This is a genomic window from Ruegeria sp. HKCCD7251 (assembly GCF_013031165.1).
Classification (GTDB): domain Bacteria; phylum Pseudomonadota; class Alphaproteobacteria; order Rhodobacterales; family Rhodobacteraceae; genus Ruegeria.
This window is the reverse complement of sequence record NZ_WPZC01000013.1, coordinates 1-17,233: the sequence shown is the minus strand read 5'-3', so window position 1 is coordinate 17,233 and position 17,233 is coordinate 1. Positions and strand designations below refer to the sequence as shown.

19 protein-coding genes and 1 tRNA gene are annotated in these 17,233 nt (G+C 56.8%); 6 read left to right on the top strand and 14 right to left on the bottom strand.

Features of this window, described 5'->3' with window-relative positions; all coding sequences use genetic code 11:
- Positions 1-351 precede the first annotated feature (351 nt).
- The 7 genes from GOX75_RS20135 to GOX75_RS20105 form a co-directional block, all read right to left on the bottom strand.
- Positions 352-771, bottom strand: coding sequence for a hypothetical protein (locus GOX75_RS20135; RefSeq protein WP_171126140.1), 420 nt, complete (start codon positions 769-771; stop codon positions 352-354).
- Between the two features lie 184 nt (positions 772-955).
- Positions 956-2,347, bottom strand: coding sequence for an alpha/beta fold hydrolase (locus GOX75_RS20130; protein WP_171126138.1), 1,392 nt, complete (start codon positions 2,345-2,347; stop codon positions 956-958).
- A 95-nt stretch (positions 2,348-2,442) separates the two neighbouring features.
- On the bottom strand, positions 2,443-2,808 hold the full coding sequence (locus tag GOX75_RS20125; RefSeq protein ID WP_171126137.1) for a cupin: 366 nt from the start codon (positions 2,806-2,808) through the stop codon (positions 2,443-2,445).
- 48 nt (positions 2,809-2,856) lie between these two features.
- Entirely contained in the window at positions 2,857-4,389 is a 1,533-nt protein-coding gene (locus GOX75_RS20120; RefSeq protein ID WP_171126135.1) for a phospholipase D family protein, read from the bottom strand.
- Positions 4,390-4,506: 117 nt separating this feature from the next.
- Entirely contained in the window at positions 4,507-5,025 is a 519-nt protein-coding gene (locus GOX75_RS20115; RefSeq protein WP_171126133.1) for a GNAT family N-acetyltransferase, read from the bottom strand.
- Positions 5,022-5,576 (bottom strand): helix-turn-helix transcriptional regulator, encoded by a 555-nt coding sequence (locus GOX75_RS20110; RefSeq protein ID WP_171126131.1) that lies wholly within the window; start codon positions 5,574-5,576, stop codon positions 5,022-5,024. The genes GOX75_RS20115 and GOX75_RS20110 overlap by 4 nt, the downstream gene beginning before the upstream one ends.
- A 113-nt stretch (positions 5,577-5,689) precedes the next feature.
- Positions 5,690-6,706 carry a Fe(3+) ABC transporter substrate-binding protein gene (locus GOX75_RS20105; protein WP_171126129.1) on the bottom strand — a complete coding sequence of 339 codons (1,017 nt, stop codon included), beginning with the start codon at positions 6,704-6,706 and terminating at the stop codon, positions 5,690-5,692.
- 251 nt (positions 6,707-6,957) lie between these two features.
- Between GOX75_RS20105 and GOX75_RS20100 the strand changes: the two genes are divergently transcribed.
- Positions 6,958-7,281, top strand: a complete 324-nt coding sequence (locus GOX75_RS20100; protein ID WP_171126128.1) for a SemiSWEET transporter — start codon at positions 6,958-6,960, stop codon at positions 7,279-7,281.
- 60 nt (positions 7,282-7,341) lie between these two features.
- On the opposite strand, the gene ykgO is transcribed toward GOX75_RS20100, so the two are convergent.
- Both ykgO and GOX75_RS20090 read right to left on the bottom strand, forming a co-directional pair.
- Complete coding sequence (gene ykgO, locus GOX75_RS20095) at positions 7,342-7,467, bottom strand: type B 50S ribosomal protein L36 (protein WP_008755722.1); 126 nt, start codon at positions 7,465-7,467, stop codon at positions 7,342-7,344.
- A gap of 91 nt (positions 7,468-7,558) precedes the next feature.
- Positions 7,559-7,633: transfer RNA gene (locus GOX75_RS20090), tRNA-Val, on the bottom strand.
- A 147-nt stretch (positions 7,634-7,780) separates the two neighbouring features.
- Here GOX75_RS20090 and GOX75_RS20085 point away from each other — a divergent pair.
- Complete coding sequence (locus tag GOX75_RS20085) at positions 7,781-8,641, top strand: N-formylglutamate amidohydrolase (protein WP_171126126.1); 861 nt, start codon at positions 7,781-7,783, stop codon at positions 8,639-8,641.
- 2 nt (positions 8,642-8,643) lie between these two features.
- Here the strand turns inward: GOX75_RS20085 and GOX75_RS20080 are convergent, their stop codons facing one another.
- Together GOX75_RS20080 and pyrF are read right to left on the bottom strand one after the other, a co-directional pair.
- A complete protein-coding gene (locus GOX75_RS20080) occupies positions 8,644-9,897 on the bottom strand; it encodes a DNA polymerase IV (protein ID WP_171126124.1) in 1,254 nt (417 codons plus the stop codon).
- A 429-nt stretch (positions 9,898-10,326) separates the two neighbouring features.
- Positions 10,327-11,016 (bottom strand): orotidine-5'-phosphate decarboxylase, encoded by a 690-nt coding sequence (pyrF, locus tag GOX75_RS20075; protein ID WP_171126122.1) that lies wholly within the window; start codon positions 11,014-11,016, stop codon positions 10,327-10,329.
- Between the two features lie 168 nt (positions 11,017-11,184).
- Between pyrF and GOX75_RS20070 the strand changes: the two genes are divergently transcribed.
- Together GOX75_RS20070 and clpB are read left to right on the top strand one after the other, a co-directional pair.
- Complete coding sequence (locus GOX75_RS20070) at positions 11,185-11,490, top strand: hypothetical protein (RefSeq protein ID WP_254428860.1); 306 nt, start codon at positions 11,185-11,187, stop codon at positions 11,488-11,490.
- A 125-nt stretch (positions 11,491-11,615) separates the two neighbouring features.
- A complete protein-coding gene (clpB, locus tag GOX75_RS20065; RefSeq protein WP_171126120.1) occupies positions 11,616-14,234 on the top strand; it encodes an ATP-dependent chaperone ClpB in 2,619 nt (872 codons plus the stop codon).
- Between the two features lie 167 nt (positions 14,235-14,401).
- Here clpB and GOX75_RS20455 read toward each other — a convergent pair whose 3' ends face one another.
- From GOX75_RS20455 to GOX75_RS20055, 3 genes are all read right to left on the bottom strand, one after another.
- Positions 14,402-14,518: a cyclase family protein gene (locus GOX75_RS20455; RefSeq protein ID WP_371808202.1), complete on the bottom strand. Its 117-nt coding sequence runs from the start codon at positions 14,516-14,518 to the stop codon at positions 14,402-14,404.
- 27 nt (positions 14,519-14,545) lie between these two features.
- Positions 14,546-14,698: a hypothetical protein gene (locus tag GOX75_RS20450; protein WP_254428859.1), complete on the bottom strand. Its 153-nt coding sequence runs from the start codon at positions 14,696-14,698 to the stop codon at positions 14,546-14,548.
- Between the two features lie 184 nt (positions 14,699-14,882).
- Positions 14,883-15,074 carry a hypothetical protein gene (locus GOX75_RS20055; protein ID WP_171126118.1) on the bottom strand — a complete coding sequence of 64 codons (192 nt, stop codon included), beginning with the start codon at positions 15,072-15,074 and terminating at the stop codon, positions 14,883-14,885.
- A gap of 383 nt (positions 15,075-15,457) precedes the next feature.
- Between GOX75_RS20055 and msrP the strand changes: the two genes are divergently transcribed.
- Both msrP and msrQ read left to right on the top strand, forming a co-directional pair.
- A complete protein-coding gene (gene msrP, locus GOX75_RS20050) occupies positions 15,458-16,360 on the top strand; it encodes a protein-methionine-sulfoxide reductase catalytic subunit MsrP (protein WP_171126116.1) in 903 nt (300 codons plus the stop codon).
- Positions 16,361-16,364: 4 nt separating this feature from the next.
- Complete coding sequence (gene msrQ / locus GOX75_RS20045) at positions 16,365-16,979, top strand: protein-methionine-sulfoxide reductase heme-binding subunit MsrQ (RefSeq protein ID WP_171126114.1); 615 nt, start codon at positions 16,365-16,367, stop codon at positions 16,977-16,979.
- Positions 16,980-17,233 lie beyond the last annotated feature (254 nt).

Sequence of the window (17,233 nt, the reverse complement as noted above, 5' to 3'; positions counted from 1 at the left end):
GAGTGCAAATGATCGCAAAAACAACTGAGCTGAATACGCGCATTTTTGACAACCTCATGGGAACTGAGTATGTTGCCGCCCTATCTTATTATGAGGTTCGAATAATTGAACTTGTTGCAACGTAAGTTATTTCAAGAGTGGTGCTTTCTAGAAACAGAGCAAACAGCCTATGAATGCGCCCACTCTGTCGCTGTAAGTAATGCAACTCCCATGCATCGAATATTGCCTGTGGCCCCCTGATGTCGAAGCTCACCTTCTTGCGGGCGTATCTACAGGCGGGTTGGGTGCGGTCATTCCGCAAGTTGCGCATCGAAACAGCCAAAAGCTACGTTCTGAGCAGTGGGCCACAGCTTAGTCGCGCGGAACGCCTTTGGCGCGTCCGGCGGCATCGACCACGCGTTCGTCACCCGCTCTTATGCACTGTGCCGGGAATTGGCCCCCGAGTTCCTTTCTGGGGGATGTCATCCAATAGGCCCGTTGCCAGGGCGTCATTTCACAGGGCAGCGCCTTGAGGACTTTTTCCATCAGCGGCAAAGGGGTCCCGTCCTCGGCGAATTGAAACGAGGGGAAAGCGTCAGTCCCGTCATGGGGCACGGACATTATTTTTCCCGTTCTCTTCCAGATATCTCCGATCCTTGTGATCTGCCAGGATCCGTTCTTCCATTGCGCATGAACCGATGCGTCATCCAGCAAAGGGTACTTCTGCGCGAACTCGTTTCTTTGAAGGTCAGTGGTGGCGCTGCAATGCGCGCCAATATGCGAAGGGTACATCTATCAACTCATAAAACTCATTAAACATTCTCGGATCATAATGCCCGAAAGTGATTCCCGGCAAAATGAAACTGATCACTCAGCAGACTCAATTTCTTAGCGTGGCGCGAAAACACAGTTTGATGGGGCGTCCAACGCAGCGGTCTGACAATAGGCTAAGACATTGGCGCGTTGGAATTTGATCCTAGCTGCCGTGTTCTTTCAGAAAGGGTCCGATTTCCTGAAAGAACTCATCAAACCCCGCATGACCCCGGATCATGCAATGGTTCGAACCGGGAAGCTCGACGAACTCGGCTGTGGGAATTTCACGCGCTGTTTCCCGGCCTTCGCTGATCGGGGCAGCCAAATCGCCTTTTGCGTGCAGGACTAGCGTTGGAACACGAATGCCTTGCGCATCGGCGCGCGCATCTACATGGGCGTTCATTTCCATGATGCGAAGCGCCGTTTCCGGGCTGGCGGAAATGCGTTGCATTTCATCAAAGCTGGCACCTTCTTCTGGCGTAGCATCAGGCATGTAGCATGACGTAAAGAAGTGGCGGTAAACCGGATTGGGTGACCCCCAGCCGGTCGATACCATGGCGCGTGACGCTTCGTAGAATTGCTCAGCCTCTGCGTCACCGCGAGACATGCGCCCTCGGACGTAGCCCCCGAGGAGGACAAGGAACTTGACGCGCTCGGGGTATTTTGCGGCAAACCGGACGGAAAACGCCGATCCCTGACTGATCCCCAACAGCCCGAAACGCTCCAGCCCGGCGGCGTCGGCAACGGCGACAATGTCATCAATCATCCGGTCCTCGGATATGTCGTCAACGTCCCAATCGGACAGGCCATTGCCCCGCTGATCGAAACGAACCAGTTGGCACAGTTTCGACATCTCGGACAGGAAATCCCCCCAGACCGGGCTGGTCCATTCGTATTCGATGTGGTTGAGCCAGTTCGGAGCCTTCAGCACAGGCGTTCCCTGCCCGGTGCTTGCCCATGCAAGGTTGACCCCATCCTGTGACCGGCAGAACTTGACGCGCTGCTGCAGCGAAATGTCGGGCGCTTTTCGTTGCCGGGGCGCTTGTGGCGACCAGTGCCAGACACGGATCGGACGGCTGATATTCTTGACACGTTGGCCGCCCATGTCCCGAAACGGGGCATCGACCCTGTCTTGGACGGCCTGATGCACGATATCAGAAACGCAGACACCGCCCGGTTCCGCAAGACCTTCCAGTCGCGCCGCCACGTTCACCCCGTCGCCGAATATGTCCCCGTCATCGAAAATGACGTCGCCCAGATTGATACCGACTCGAAACCGGATTCTCTGATCGTCCTCCAGTTCGGTTTCGTTCTGGTTCATGGCCTTCTGGATATTGACGGCACATTTGACCGCGTCCTGCACGGACTCAAACGTGGCAAGCATGCCGTCACCGGTGGTTTTCACGATACTGCCGCGGCTGCGTGCGATTTCGGGGTCGATCAATTCCCGGCGGTATTTTTTCTGACGGGACAGGACGCCCAGTTCGTCAAATTCCATTAGCCGAGAGTAACCCACCATATCGGCGGCAAGGATGGCCGAAAGCCGCTGTTCCATATCCGTCTCCTCCAGAACGCCAGCGAGAAGGTGCAGTTCAATGCGACCAGTATACCCGAAATCCGCCCGCGCGGGGTTTTGATTGAGGTAGAGAGCTATCCGTACTGGATAATGACAGCTTCAAAATCCCCGGGGCTGGTGACAATGGTGTGGTGACCTTTGCCATGGGTATCTTCCATATGCCACACGTCCCCAGGGCCGATATCGCGTATGTCGCCATCGCTTGCGGTAACCCGAACAGACCCGGACAGGCAGACAAGCTTCTGCGCGACAGGCGTTGGATGGACGGGTTCGTCCCACCCGGATTGCAACCGTAGAAACATAAATTGAGTGGCAGGCTCGGGGTCAGATACTTCGATGGCCTTGGCAGGCGGGGCAAAGCTGCGTTCACGCAGCGGGACGTCGATGTCGGTCCAATGGCTTTCCCCGTCAGCGTCGGCATACAGCTTGAAATACTTCATGGCTTTGCTCCTTCCTGTACTGGGCTAGCGTGCCGGGTCGTTCTGTCCCTAAAGCTGTGATCCGATGGGCAGAACCGCAAAGAAGCCGGCCAGAATATGATCCCATACGGACCCGGTCGGTTCCGCATCATATTCCGCTATGGTGCCGTCCTCGTTCTGGGTGGTCCATTTCAACTGGCCGGCCCTTTCGAGTGTGACGCTGTAGGTATAGGCTGGCAAAGCGTCATCAAGCGCGGTCATGGTCTGCGTGGTCAGCGCGGGCGAGTCGATCAGAATACCCATTTCGGTGTTGATGTTGACCGATCGCGGATCCCAATTGAAAGACCCCACGAACAAGTAACGGTCATCTACCGTAAACGCTTTGGAATGTAGGCCCGAACGCGATTGCGCCCAGTTTATGCCCCGCCGTTGAACCTGATAGGCGTCTGGGCGCAGCTCGTAAAGCTCAACCCCGCCGCGCAACAGGGCGCGGCGTTTCTTGGCATAGTGGGCATAGACCGGGGCGACATCGTTGGAGGCTAGCGAATTGGTGACGACTTTAACCTCGACGCCGCGGTTTTCCATCTCGGTCATCCATCTGACGCCATTGGTGCGCGGCACGAAATAGGCCGAGATGATGTTCACTTCCCTTTCAGCATCTTCAAAATAAGGCAGCAGTTGCGAGGCAAGAATGGGGTCCGTGCTGTCTGCACCGGCCGCTTTGGACGGCGGGTCGGCGTAAAGCTGTGCGGGAACCCAATCCAGCCTCAGCGCCCCATCCGCAAAGTTTTCTTTCGCTGATCTGCGCAAGGCTGATCCATAGGGCGTCGGCTTTGCCTCCTCCACAAGTTCGGTCAGGCGGATACGGGCGTCGCTTAACGAAATGGTTTCGGGGTCTTCGATGACAACGCGCGCTGGGACCGCAAAGTCGCTGTTCCAGTAGGCATCAAAGCTGTCCGAGACCTGACGCACGACAGGGCCTGCCGCAAGCACATCAAGGTCTGCATAGTTCATTTCTTCGCGGGCCAGAAAATATTCGGCGCCAATGTTGCGACCACCTACGATGGAAAACACATTGTCGGCGGTCATCGACTTGTTGTGCATGCGGCGATTGATGCGTTTGAAGTCGGTCAGTCCGGCGACCAGCAGACTTTGATCCCGCCAGAATGGGTTGAACAGGCGAATCTCGATATTCTCGTGCTTGTCCAACGCGGCCGTCATCGCGTCGTAGCTGGACGTGTCCATATCATCCAGCAGCAGGCGGACTCGCACGCCCCTGTCGGCGGCCTGCAGCAGGCTGGCAGCAAACAGGTGCCCCGTCGTGTCATTGTGCAGCAGGTAATACTGCGCGTCGATCGTCTGTTCTGCTGCGGCGGCAAGCAAAAGGCGCGATACAAGTGCCTCTTCTCCGTCACTGATGAGCTTGACGCCGGACCGACCGTCCCTTGGGTCGCCCAGTCGTTGCGCCGTTTGTGACAAGCTGCTGTTCGGGCGAGCCGAAACCGAAGTTGTTACGGTCTTTTCATATGTCCGTTGTGTTTGGGCACAGGCGGCCAGAACCACGGCGCACAAAAACAGACCCCCAAATAACCGCGGCTTCATGCAAGTCCTCCAACCATCCTGTTGATAGTGACACCGTGTAGGGGAGGTGTTGCAAGTCTGTTCCGGGTTTTGCCCGGCGTTTCCGGGGCCGTTGTCACCTGGGCGCAATGCCTTGGTTCAGGACAGGTCTTTGAACATATAGGTTGTCGGCTCCAACCGGTTTTCGAACGGGTTCCGGCAATAATCCGGTATTTCCCCGGCGATCTGAAAGCCAAGAGATTGATACAGGATAAGCGACGGGTCCGTGCTGCGCGTATCCAGAACCAGCATCGTTCGACCCAGTCGTCGCGCCCGTTCTTCTAGGGCGGCCATCAATGCGCGACCCAGCCCTTTGCGTCGGGCTTTAGGGGGAACCAACAGCTTGGCCACATCTGCCCTGTGCGGCTGGTTAGGCATGGTCGCGGGTATCAGTTGCACGGTCCCTACAACCCGGCCTGCGTCCCGTGCGGCAAATACGTCCAAGGCACCTGATTGCGCGCTGGGCCACACGTGCGTTCGCCAATAATCCCGTGCCTCATCCGGTGAAAAGGGTAGGACGAATCCAACGCTGGCGCCGTCCTGCACGCAGGCATGTAGGATGTCGGACAGATCGTCCAACGCTTCGTCGAGTTCCCTTTCCACAAGCCGTGAGATCATATTAGCACCAACAAATATCGTGCACCCCGGGTCGCGGGCGTTTCAAATCGGGTGGGGCCGGACAGGTGATACCGCAGGCAGTCCCCCCCGGTGAGCGTGTGTGAAACGCCATCCACGCTCAGGGTCAGGGCACCATCAAGAAGGATCAGGTGATGCTCCTGCCCAAGTTTGGGCGGCGTGTCATAAGTGATCACTGTGTCGGGTGGCAGGTGCCCCTCCAGCACTTCTCCACTCAGCCCGGCGGCCGGAGGCGAGACAGACCGGCGCGTGAACCCGGTTTCCGGATCACGCCATTCCGGTTGACGTTCAAATGGCACACGAGGCTCAAAACTGTCTTCGACCATCATCAGCAGGCGCGACATCGGCAACCCGTAAGCGGCGCAAATCCGGCCAAGCGTTTCTGCAGAAGGGCTGACATCACCCTTTTCCATGCGGGACAGCGTTGCCCGGCTGACCCCGCTTTGATCTGCCAATTGGTCCAGCGATAAACCCCGCGCGCGGCGCAGCTCATTCAGCCTTTTGGCAAGGCGATGCGATATGTCATGCATCATAATCAAAAGTGAGAAAAATTTTCATATATGAGAAGTACGCTGAAAACATAGCAATATCAACAAAAAAGGGCGCAGAATTCTCTGCGCCCTTGTTCGTGACTTTGTTGGACTGATTACTTCCAACCAACTTCGTTGAAGATTTTCTGCGCCTCGGGGATGTTCTTGGCGACTTCGGACAGGTTCACCTTGTCTGCTTTGAACTCGCCCAGCGATGCGACGTTGTCGGCCAGCGCCACACCTTCCACGGCGGGGAATTCATCATTGCCGTTCGAGAAATAAACCTGCGCTTGCTCACCGGCGAGATATTCCAGGAACTTTACCGCGTTCTCTTTGTTCGGCGCGTGGGCGGCAACGCCTGCACCCGACAGGTTCATATGCGCGCCCTCGGCGTCCTGAGCTGGGAACTGCACGCCGATCATGTCGATATCTGCGCTCAGGCCCTTCACATCTTTGCGCAGCGCGCGGGCGAAGTAGTACGAGTTGGAAACGGCGATCTCACATTCACCCGAGACAATCCCGCGTAGTTGGTCAGTATCACCGCCCTGCGGGTCTCGTGCCATGTTTGAAACAACGCCTTCGGCCCATGTTTTTGCGGCCTCGGCACCGTGATTGGTGATGATCGATGCCAACAGGGTCTGGTTGTAGGTGTTGCTGGACGACCGGATGCAGACCAGACCTTTGTATTCCGGCTTGGCCAGATCGAGATAGCTGGCGGGCGGATTCGCGACATCGGCCTTGTCAAAGAAGATGATCCGCGCGCGCTGTGAGAAGCCGTACCACTGGTTGTCTTCGTCCTGCAGATTGGCCGGGATGCGTTCTTCCAAAACCGCGCTGTCGATCGGTTGCAGGATGCCGGCGTTCTTTGCGCGGGCCAGGCGCGAGGTGTCCACGGTCAGCAGGATATCGGCGGGTGAGTTCGCGCCTTCGGCCTCCATGCGGGCGATCAGCTCGTCGGCCTTGCCTTCGATACGGTTGATGGTGATGCCGGTGGCGTCTTCGAAATCGGAATACAGGCGCTCGTCAGTGTCGTAATGGCGCGAGGAATAGAGGTTCAGTTCCCCCTCGGCGGCGGCGGAGGTTGAAATCAGGGCCGTCAGAGCGGCGGCAACGCATGTAGAGGATTTCAGCATCATATGTCCCAACAGTGAAATTTCGTGCCGGGCTATAACCCGACTGATTTGGTCAATTAAACGATTCTCAGGGGGATGCAAGGTAATCTGACAAATTTACTTGGGAAAATGATCGCTGATACGGGTATTTACCGTGCCTGGGTTTTTCGTTTTTCTTGGTGGCGGGCCCGGAAACGGCTAAATTGCCGGGAAGCTTCCGGGTGATGACTGCGGATTGTTTGTATTGAGCGCCATGCGAAGGGGCACATTTGATGACGGAAACGCTGGCTGAAAAGCTGGAGAAATCAAACCTTGGTCACTGGATGGCCCGGTTCGAGGGATTTATGGTTTTCATTGGCGTCGTCGGCCCGTTTGCAACGCTGCCGCAGCTCATGAAGCTGTATTTCACGCATTCCCAGCACGCAAGCGGTCAGTCCCTGTTGTCATGGTCCCTATACGCAGTGCTTTCGATGCTGTGGTTTTTCTACGGTCTGGTTGTGGGAAAATTACCGATCTATGTGGGCAACGGAATTTCAATGGTTCTCAACATTCTGATGGTCATCGGTATCTTGATCCATGCAGGGATCACGTTCTGACCTGCCAACAAAAAAACCGCGCTCGGAGGCGCGGTTCTTTCTATTCGAATTAAGCGGTTCTTAGCCCTGGCGAGCTTTGAACTTGCGCTGCGTCTTGTTTATCACGTAGACGCGGCCTTTGCGACGCACAATCCGACAATCACGGTGCCGGTTCTTGAGCGAGCGGAGCGAGTTCTTGACCTTCATGGGTCTGTCTCCAATCTGCGGCGCCTTCATCAAAGACGTGGCCAGCGCCTGGGTTAATCGGGTGCCCCGGATAACCGGAACAGTGAAATCATGGTGGGCGGTACAAGGATCGAACTTGTGACCCCTTCGATGTCAACGAAGTGCTCTACCGCTGAGCTAACCGCCCACTTACCTTTGCGTGCCCTGCCCCATACCGAAATGAGGCGCGGAACCCCGCGCCGGTAGCGGGGTCTATAAAAGGAGTCGCAAAGGGGTTCAAGGGGTTTGGAAGAACTATTTTCCGGTCTATGTTGGGCGCGAACAAGGAGTCGTTATGCAGAACACAGCCTATGTATTGGATTTGCCCGCCAAGCGCACGTCTTGTGTTGTGTTTTCCTCTCCTCATAGCGGTCGGAATTACCCGCAATCGTTGCTGCAGCGGACGGTTCTGAGCCGGGATGTGATTCGATCCTCGGAAGATGCCTTTGTGGATCAGTTGTTTTCGCCCGCTGCCGAATGTGGCGCGCCGCTGATTTCGGCGACTAAACCCCGCGCCTATCTGGACCTCAACCGCAGTGCCGAAGAGCTGGACCCGGCTTTGATCGAAGGCGCGCGCCGTCAGGGTCACAATCCTCGGGTTACATCGGGGTTGGGTGTGATTCCACGCGTCGTTGCGAATGGGCGCGCGATTTATCGTGGCAAGCTGACGATGGACGAAGCGCGTCTGCGTATCGATACCTGTTGGCGACCCTATCATGCACGCCTGAAGTCTTTGCTGAAGGAATCGCTGGATTCTTTTGGACAGGCGATTTTGATCGACTGTCATTCAATGCCGCATGAGGCGGTCGCAATGGCAGGGACCAACAGCACCCGCCGACCACAGATTGTTTTGGGGGATCGGTTTGGGGCGTCTGCCTCGCCCGAGATCGTGGATCGGATCGAAGCGGCGTTTGTCTCGGCCGGGCTGACGGTCGCCCGGAATGCGCCGTTCGCGGGGGCCTATGTTACGCAAACGTATGGGCGGCCCGGACGCAATCAGCACGCAATTCAGATTGAGATCGACCGGTCGCTTTATATGGACGAAACGCGGATTACGCCAAACGCCAATTTCGCTCCGTTTCGGGAAACGCTGCGGCAGGTCATCATGGAAATCTCACAGATTGGCGACGAGTCTGTGCGGCTGGCCGCGGAGTAACCTCATCGTAAGGCGCGACCCTTGACGATGGCGTCGGTTCCGAAGCGACGCCGGATTTCGTCTGTGGCGCGTTCGGCTTGCGATCGCTGGGATGCGCCCGGATCCAACAAGTCGCCCGAGATATCAGCCTGATTTTCAGAGCAGAGATCGGAAATGCCACATCCCAACAAGCGATACGGACCTTGATCGCCCACCTGATCGAACAGCCCGCGCGCGGTGCGGTAAATACGATCCGCGATCTGCGTTGCATCCCGAAGCGAAACGCGCCGGGTTAGTACTTTGTGGTCGGCTTTTTTCAGCTTAAGGGTCACGACGCGCCCCGCCAGCCCTTTGGCTTTGGCCCGGTCAGCCACTTTTTCCGCCATGCGCCACAGGTGGCCATCCAGAATGTCCAAATTGGCCGTATCTTCAAAAAACGTTGTTTCGTTGCTGATGGACTTCATCGGTTCATGCGCGGAAACACGGCGTTTGTCCTGCCCGCGCGCCAGATGCCAAAGCCGATAACCCATTGACCCAAAGCGCGCGGTCAGCGCCTCTTGGTCCCAGCGCAACAAATCCGAGAATGCGCGGATACCGGCGCGATCCAGCGACTCTTGCGCGGCGGGGCCGATGCCCCAGATCAGGCGGACGGGCTTGTCGTACAGAAAGGATGCCGTTTCCGCCTGCCCGATCACCGAAAACCCGCGTGGTTTGTCCAGATCCGAGGCAACTTTTGCCAGGAACTTGTTATGCGACAGCCCGATCGAACCTGTGACGCCCAGTTCATCCTTCATACGCTTTACAAGGCCTGCCAACATTACTGCAGGCGGCGCACCGTGCAGGCGTTCCGTGCCGGACAGGTCCATGAACGCCTCGTCCAAGGACAAGGGTTCGATCACGGGGGTGAGCTCATCCATCATGGCGCGTATCTTGCGCGAAACCTCGGCGTAAACTGACATGCGGGGCTTTATCACGATGGCCTCCGGGCAGAGTTGCAGCGCCTTGAACATCGGCATCGCAGACCGCACCCCGCGGATGCGAGCAACATAGCAGGCGGTTGACACAACACCGCGTTTGCCCCCGCCGATGATCACTGGCTTATCCGCAAGTTCCGGGTTGTCCCGTTTTTCGACCGAGGCATAGAAAGCATCACAATCCATATGCGCAATTGACAGGTCGAACAGCTCTGGATGCGATTTGATCCGGGGGCTGCCACAGGCACCGCATCGGTGAGCATCCGAGGATATGGACAGGCAATCTCGGCAAAAGCCGGGCATCGGGCACTTCCTCTAAACGTCAGTGCAAATCGGAGGGTCACTTATACCACTCTGCCTCGTCGGGCAAAGCGCGGACAGGTGCAAATCGTGAAAATTTTTTTCGAAAGAAGACCCCCCGCAAGTGGGCGGGGGGAGGTAACGGACCTCAGGAAGATACGGTCCGCGGGGAGTATCACAAGCCTAGAATCGCGCAAAAACCCGCGTTTCGATAGGACCTAGATCACATAACGAATTCTCGTATTTTTCATGTGTGTTTTGGGGCACAGGGACGATTTGGCGCGGAGCGCGGGAAAAGTGACGTAAGGTCAAGTTGTTGTCGGCCGTTTTTGTGCGATTTTCCGGGCGGTTCACTCGGTCCGTGGCCGTGGCTCCAAAGAAATTAACATGCCAATTTTTTAGTCAGCCGCGGTTGGGCTTGGCTGCTTGAAGCTATGAAAGCTCGTTCAGAATCGCGTCAGCAGCGGCTTTGGGATCGTCTGCGCGATAGATCGGGCGGCCAACCACGACGTGATCTGCCCCGTTAGCGATGGCGTTTGCGGGGGTGGCCACACGCTTTTGGTCGCCAAGCTCGGCCCCGGCGGGGCGAACGCCGGGGGTTACGATCAGCCGTCCTTCGGATTGGGGCAGGGCGCGGATCAAAGCGGCCTCTTGCGGGCTTGCGATGACACCGTCCGCCCCGGCCTCAAGCGCGCGCGCGGCACGTTCAACCACCAGGTCCTGCACGTCACCGTCTTTCAGCAGGCTCGCATCCAGATCATCGCGGTTCAGCGAAGTAAGGATTGTGACGGCAAGGATCTTCAGGTCCTTGCCTGCAGCGCCTTCTTTTGCGGCGCGCACTACATGGGGATCTCCATGCACCGTCAGAAAGTCCAGATCGAACTGCGCCAGACCCCGAACGGCATTTTCGACGGTATTGCCGATATCGAACAGTTTCATGTCCAGAAAGATGCGTTTGCCATGATCTTGCTTCAGCTCATTGGCCAGCGCCAGCCCGCCGCCGGTCAGCATACCCAGGCCGATTTTGTAGAAAGACACCGAGTCACCAAGGCGTTCGGCCATGGCCAGACCTTGCAGCGCATTCGGGACATCGAGGGCAACGATCAGGCGGTCATCGGACATGGGGCGCTCCTTTTTGGCAAACGTCGGCGTCCTACCGGGTTTGGTGGCTTCTGTCCATGCAGGATAGAGGAGTGACTCAGATCACGGCACGGGGTGCTTAATGTGATATCATGCCCCTGAATTGCAGGAGCGGATTTGAGAATGAAACGGAATATACGACAACTAATCATGTTGGGTTCAGCCCTGGCATTGGCAGCGTGTCAGGATATGCCGCTGGAGGAAGAGGCGGCTGACATGGTGATCAAGACCCCGACCAACGACAATCTGCGTTTGGTTGGGGGTTATCGTTCGACCGACGACGATTGCCAGTTGACCGGGGAAACGGCCTTTACCATCGACTTCCTGGATGACGCGGCTGATCTTGTGTCTTGCCCGACGGGCAGCGACGCAGCCCAATCGTTGGTTGAAATGTACAACGCGCGGGAAGTGGCTGAAACCGGAGGGTACACGGTTTACACAATACCGCGCAGATAGGGGTTGAATCTGTGTTCAGCCTCTTGAACGGGGGCAGATATTTCCCAGATTGAATGTGAGGCTCTGACCGACGCATGCCGCCAAGCGGGTGCATCAAAACAGGGCGCTTGGAAAAGGAGATTAATATGGACTTGAACAAGTTCACCGAGCGGGCACGGGGTTTCGTGCAAGCGGCGCAGACCATTGCGATGAGGGAAGAGCATCAGCGCCTGACGCCCGAACATTTGCTGAAAGCATTAATGGATGACGATCAGGGACTGGCCAGCAACCTGATCACACGCGCCGGGGGCGCGCCCAGCCGTGTTGCAAATGCGCTGGACGCATCTATGGCACGCATTCCTAAGGTCAAAGGCGATACCGGGCAGGTCTATCTGGATGGCCAGACCGCCAAGGTTCTGGCCGAGGCCGAGAAAATCGCCACCAAGGCAGGCGATAGTTTTGTTCCTGTTGAACGCATTCTGATGGCTTTGTGCATGGTGAAATCCAAGGCCAAGGATGCCTTGGAAGATGGCGCTGTGACGGCGCAGAAACTGAACGAAGCGATCAACGATATCCGTAAGGGCCGTACTGCCGACACCGCGTCTGCAGAGGACGGCTATGACGCGTTGAAGAAATACGCGCGTGATCTGACCGAGGCTGCGGCTGAGGGCAAGATTGATCCGATCATCGGACGCGATGAGGAAATCCGCCGCTCGATGCAGGTTCTGTCGCGCCGGACCAAGAATAACCCCGTTCTGATCGGTGAACCCGGCGTGGGTAAAACCGCGATTGCCGAGGGTATGGCCCTGCGTATCGTCAACGGCGATGTGCCGGAATCGCTGAAGGACAAGAAGCTGCTGGCGCTGGATATGGGCGCGCTGATTGCTGGTGCGAAGTACCGTGGTGAGTTCGAAGAACGCCTCAAAGCCGTTCTGACCGAAGTCACCGAAGCCGCCGGTGAGATCATCCTGTTTATCGACGAGATGCATACGCTGGTCGGCGCCGGGAAATCCGACGGCGCGATGGATGCGGCCAACCTGATCAAACCCGCTTTGGCGCGGGGTGAGCTGCATTGTATCGGCGCGACCACGCTGGATGAATACCGCAAATACGTTGAAAAAGACGCGGCCCTTGCACGCCGGTTCCAGCCCGTCATGGTGCAGGAGCCCACGGTCGAGGACACGATCAGCATCCTGCGCGGCATCAAGGAGAAGTACGAGTTGCACCACGGTGTGCGCATCTCGGACTCGGCGTTGGTCTCGGCGGCGACGCTGTCGCATCGCTATATCACCGACCGTTTCCTGCCCGACAAAGCCATCGACCTTGTCGATGAGGCGGCGTCGCGCTTACGGATGGAGGTGGACTCCAAACCCGAGGAGCTGGACCAACTCGACCGTCAGATTCTGCAAATGCAGATCGAGGAAGAGGCGTTGAAGCTCGAAGACGACGCGGCCTCCAAAGACCGTCTGGAAACCTTGCAAAAGGATCTGGCCGATCTGCAGGAGAAATCCGCCGAGATGACCGCCCAGTGGCAGGCCGAGCGCGACAAGCTCGCGGGTGCGCGCGATCTAAAAGAACAACTCGACAAGGCGCGCGCTGATCTGGAAATCGCCAAGCGCGAAGGCAATCTGGCCAAGGCCGGGGAACTCTCCTATGGCGTCATCCCTGAGCTTGAGAAAACGCTGACCGAGGCCGAAAACGCCGAAAGCAACGCCATGATGGCCGAAGAAACGGTGCGTCCGGAACAGATTGCTTCGGTGGTCGAGCGCTGGACGGGTATTCCGACTTCGAAAATGCTGGAAGGCGAGCGCGAGAAATTGCTGCGGATGGAAGACGATCTGCATTCTCGCGTGATCGGTCAGGATGCCGCCGTCACCGCCGTCGCAAACGCCGTGCGCCGTGCGCGGGCTGGCCTGAATGATGAGAACCGCCCGCTGGGCTCGTTCCTGTTCCTCGGCCCGACCGGTGTAGGTAAGACCGAGCTGACAAAGGCCGTAGCGAACTTCCTGTTCGACGACGACAACGCGATGGTGCGCATCGACATGTCCGAGTTCATGGAGAAACACGCGGTTGCCCGTCTGATCGGTGCCCCTCCGGGCTATGTTGGCTATGACGAAGGCGGTGTGCTGACCGAAGCCGTGCGGCGCAGGCCCTATCAGGTCGTGCTGTTTGACGAGGTCGAAAAGGCGCACCCGGATGTGTTCAACGTGTTGTTGCAGGTTCTGGACGATGGTGTTCTGACCGATGGTCAGGGCCGCACTGTGGACTTCAAGCAGACGCTGATCATCCTGACGTCGAACCTTGGGTCTCAGGCGCTGAGCCAACTGCCCGAAGGTGCCGACAGTGCGCAGGCACGGCGCGATGTGATGGATGCAGTCCGGGCACATTTCCGGCCCGAATTCCTGAACCGTCTGGACGAGACCATCATCTTTGACCGGCTCAAGCGGGCCGATATGGATGGTATCGTCGATATCCAGATGGCACGTCTGCAAAAACGTCTGGCTGCTCGCAAGATCGAGCTGGCGCTGGACGACGGGGCCAAGGAATGGCTGGCGAACGAAGGCTATGATCCGGTCTTCGGCGCACGTCCGTTGAAACGCGTGATTCAGCGTGCGCTGCAGAACCCGCTGGCCGAGGCTTTGTTAGCCGGTGAGATCAAGGATGGTGAGACCGTTCCAGTGACCGCCGGATCGGATGGGCTGATCATCGGGGATCGGCTGGGAACGTCTGAACGACCCAGACCAGATGACGCTGTGGTTCACTGATTTAAAGAACAAGAAAGACCCTCCTGATCGGAGGGTCTTTTTTTCTGCCCGGATCAAATTGCAGAAGTTCGCTTTTCATATGGGGTGGGCCACGCGGGAATAGGTTGGTTTCATCCCGACTTCGTCAGATCATCGCGAATATCCGTGCAGTCCCGCCAGTCCCCCCTTTATGTTTCGGCGCACAGTCGTGCGATCAGATCCGATACCGGAATTTCGTCGACGGAAGCCCCGTCAGCCGAAAAATCCAACGGCGCATCAATATGGGTACCCGTATGTTCGTTCACCGTCAGCTGTTGCAGGTTAAAACCGTATTAAGAAAACTTGAACACAGGCTCTGCGGCGTAGCCGGGTTCGTCCAGATAGGTGGGAAAATCGGGGCTGATGGTATGGGTCATGTCTTTTATCTTGCCGTCACCCGCTGCCATCGCCATAGGTGCTGACGCGCTGGCGTCTGCTGCAGCCACCCCAGACGCAACTGCCGCTTTGAAGATCGACCTGCAGAGCCTTTTGGTGAGAACGTGTCCCCACGGCGATCAAATGCATCTGTTTGTAGGAATGCACAGCCCCAACAAAAAACCCGCCAGAGAAGGCGGGTTTTTCCAGAGTCGGTTGGGGCTGGTACAGCCCCGTGTGTTGGATCAGGTGCCGTCAGGCGCCGGTCGGCAATGCGTTCAGGTCCTGTGCGTTGTTTTCATCCAGGTTCGTGTCTTCACCGATTTCCTCGCAGGTCACGGGGAAGGTTTCATTCGAGTCGCACCCGGAGATGGGGTAGGTTTCTTTCTCAGCGCAAGCAGCGATAAACAGAACCAGCGACAAGCCCGCAACCAGTTTCGTTTTCATAATTCGTCCTTTCCGATCAAATTTGCCGTTTCATTCAAAGCGCGACCTCAGCGACCGATGTCCATTGGTCGTAAACTCCGTCCCTTCGCGCCTAGAAAAACGTAAGCGCAGGAACTGTGCGCTGTATGGCGTCAATATCAAGCATGACGCTAGGTCCCCTATATAAACAAAACGAAAAAACATAGCGGAATGGCCTGAATGCGTCACTTGGCCCGAAATTTGCATGTTGTCGGGTGTGATCCGCTTTTTGGATAAGGGCCAAGCACTCGGTCGACCGCCGTTTTCGTTACAGTCACTTCTCCCAATCGTGACGCATGTTGCCTTGGTCCTGTGTTAAGACCGACCTACCTGTTCCTTAACACTGGCCAATGACGGAGAAATACATGGCGCATCGCTGGACCAACACATTGACGCGGGCAGATGTCACCCCGCGGGCGGCCTTCTTGAATCGTCGCCAGGTGATGGCGGGGCTGGCCGGAGTTGGTTTGGCCGGGATGTCGCATAAAGCCAGCGCGCAGGAAGCGCTGGAGCCGAACACTTGGGAAGAAATCACCTCGTACAACAATTATTATGAGTTCGGGACGCGAAAGGATGATCCGGCCAAATATGCCCATTCCCTGGTGACGGAGCCCTGGAGCATCAAAATCGACGGTCTGGTCGACAGACCGGGTGAGTACGACTTCAAGGATGTAATGTCCGAGATGACCGTGGAAGAACGCATCTATCGGTTTCGCTGTGTCGAGGCATGGTCAATGGTCATTCCATGGAATGGATTCGAACTGTCGGATTTGTTGAACATGGCCGGTGTGCAAGAGGGTGCCAAATTCGTGGCGTTCGAAACGGCATACCGCCCGGATGAAATGCCCGGTGTCCAATACCCGGTTCTCGACTGGCCCTATCGTGAGGGGCTGCGGCTGGATGAGGCGATGCATCCGCTTACGATCATGGCAACCGGTATTTATGATCGCCCAATCCCGAACCAGAACGGGGCTCCTTTGCGTCTGGTGGTGCCGTGGAAATACGGGTTCAAGTCCATCAAGTCGATCGTGCGCATTACTCTTTCGGATGTTGAGCCGCCGACCAGTTGGAACATGGCCAATCCGCGCGAATACGGGTTCTATAGCAATGTGAACCCGAACGTAGATCACCCGCGCTGGTCTCAGGCGTCAGAGCGCACTATTGGCGGCGGGCTGTTTTCGAAACGTATTCCGACGCTGATGTTCAACGGCTATGAGGCCGAAGTGGCAAGTCTTTACGACGGCATGGATCTGTCGGAATACTACTAAGCGCATGCAGACCGTGAACCAGATACTCCGCCGGGTGCCTGTATGGGCCGTCTACGTGCTGGGCCTGATCCCGGCACCGTGGCTGTTCTATCAGGGTCTGACCGGAGGGTTGGGTATCGATCCAATCGAGGCGCTGGAGCATCGGTACGGAGAGTTGGCGTTGCAGCTTTTAATCGCAGTGCTTGCTGTTTCTCCGCTAAGGCGTTTTGCAGGTCTCAATCTGCTTAAGTTTCGACGTGCATTGGGTGTGCTGACATTTACCTATGTCAGCCTGCACCTGCTGGTGTGGCTTGTTCTGGATGTGCAGTTGCCAAGTCAGATTTGGGCGGACATCCTCAAACGTCCCTACATTACGGTTGGCATGGCCGGGTTCCTGCTTTTGTTGCCCTTGGCCCTGTCTTCCAATGATCTGTCGGTACGCCGTTTAGGTTCACGTTGGCGCGCCCTGCAGCGTCTGGTCTATCCGGCTGCGATTTTGGGTGGGTTGCATTACGTGATGCTGGCAAAAGGGTTCCAGATCGAACCGCTGATCTATCTAAGTGTGATTCTAGCCCTTCTGGCCCTGCGTTTGCCACTGTCGAACCCGTTCAGCCGATTCCGACAAGCCGATTCCACCTGATCGCTGACTGAGTCTGTGGGTAAGCTTGTGCAAAACCTGAGTCGCACATGAAAACGGTGGCCTGAGGTGTTCGTTTTGGCAGGCGATTATAACTCAATGATATGAAAATAAACAATAAATTCCATATTCTGAGTTTTTTCGAATTTTTCTGAATTTTCCACTTGCGGCTTTGTGGGGTAAACCTTAGAACCCCCTTCACCGGCGCTGCTGAGGCGGTGCTGACGGATCGGAGAGACGGTCGGACGGGCTGGAGA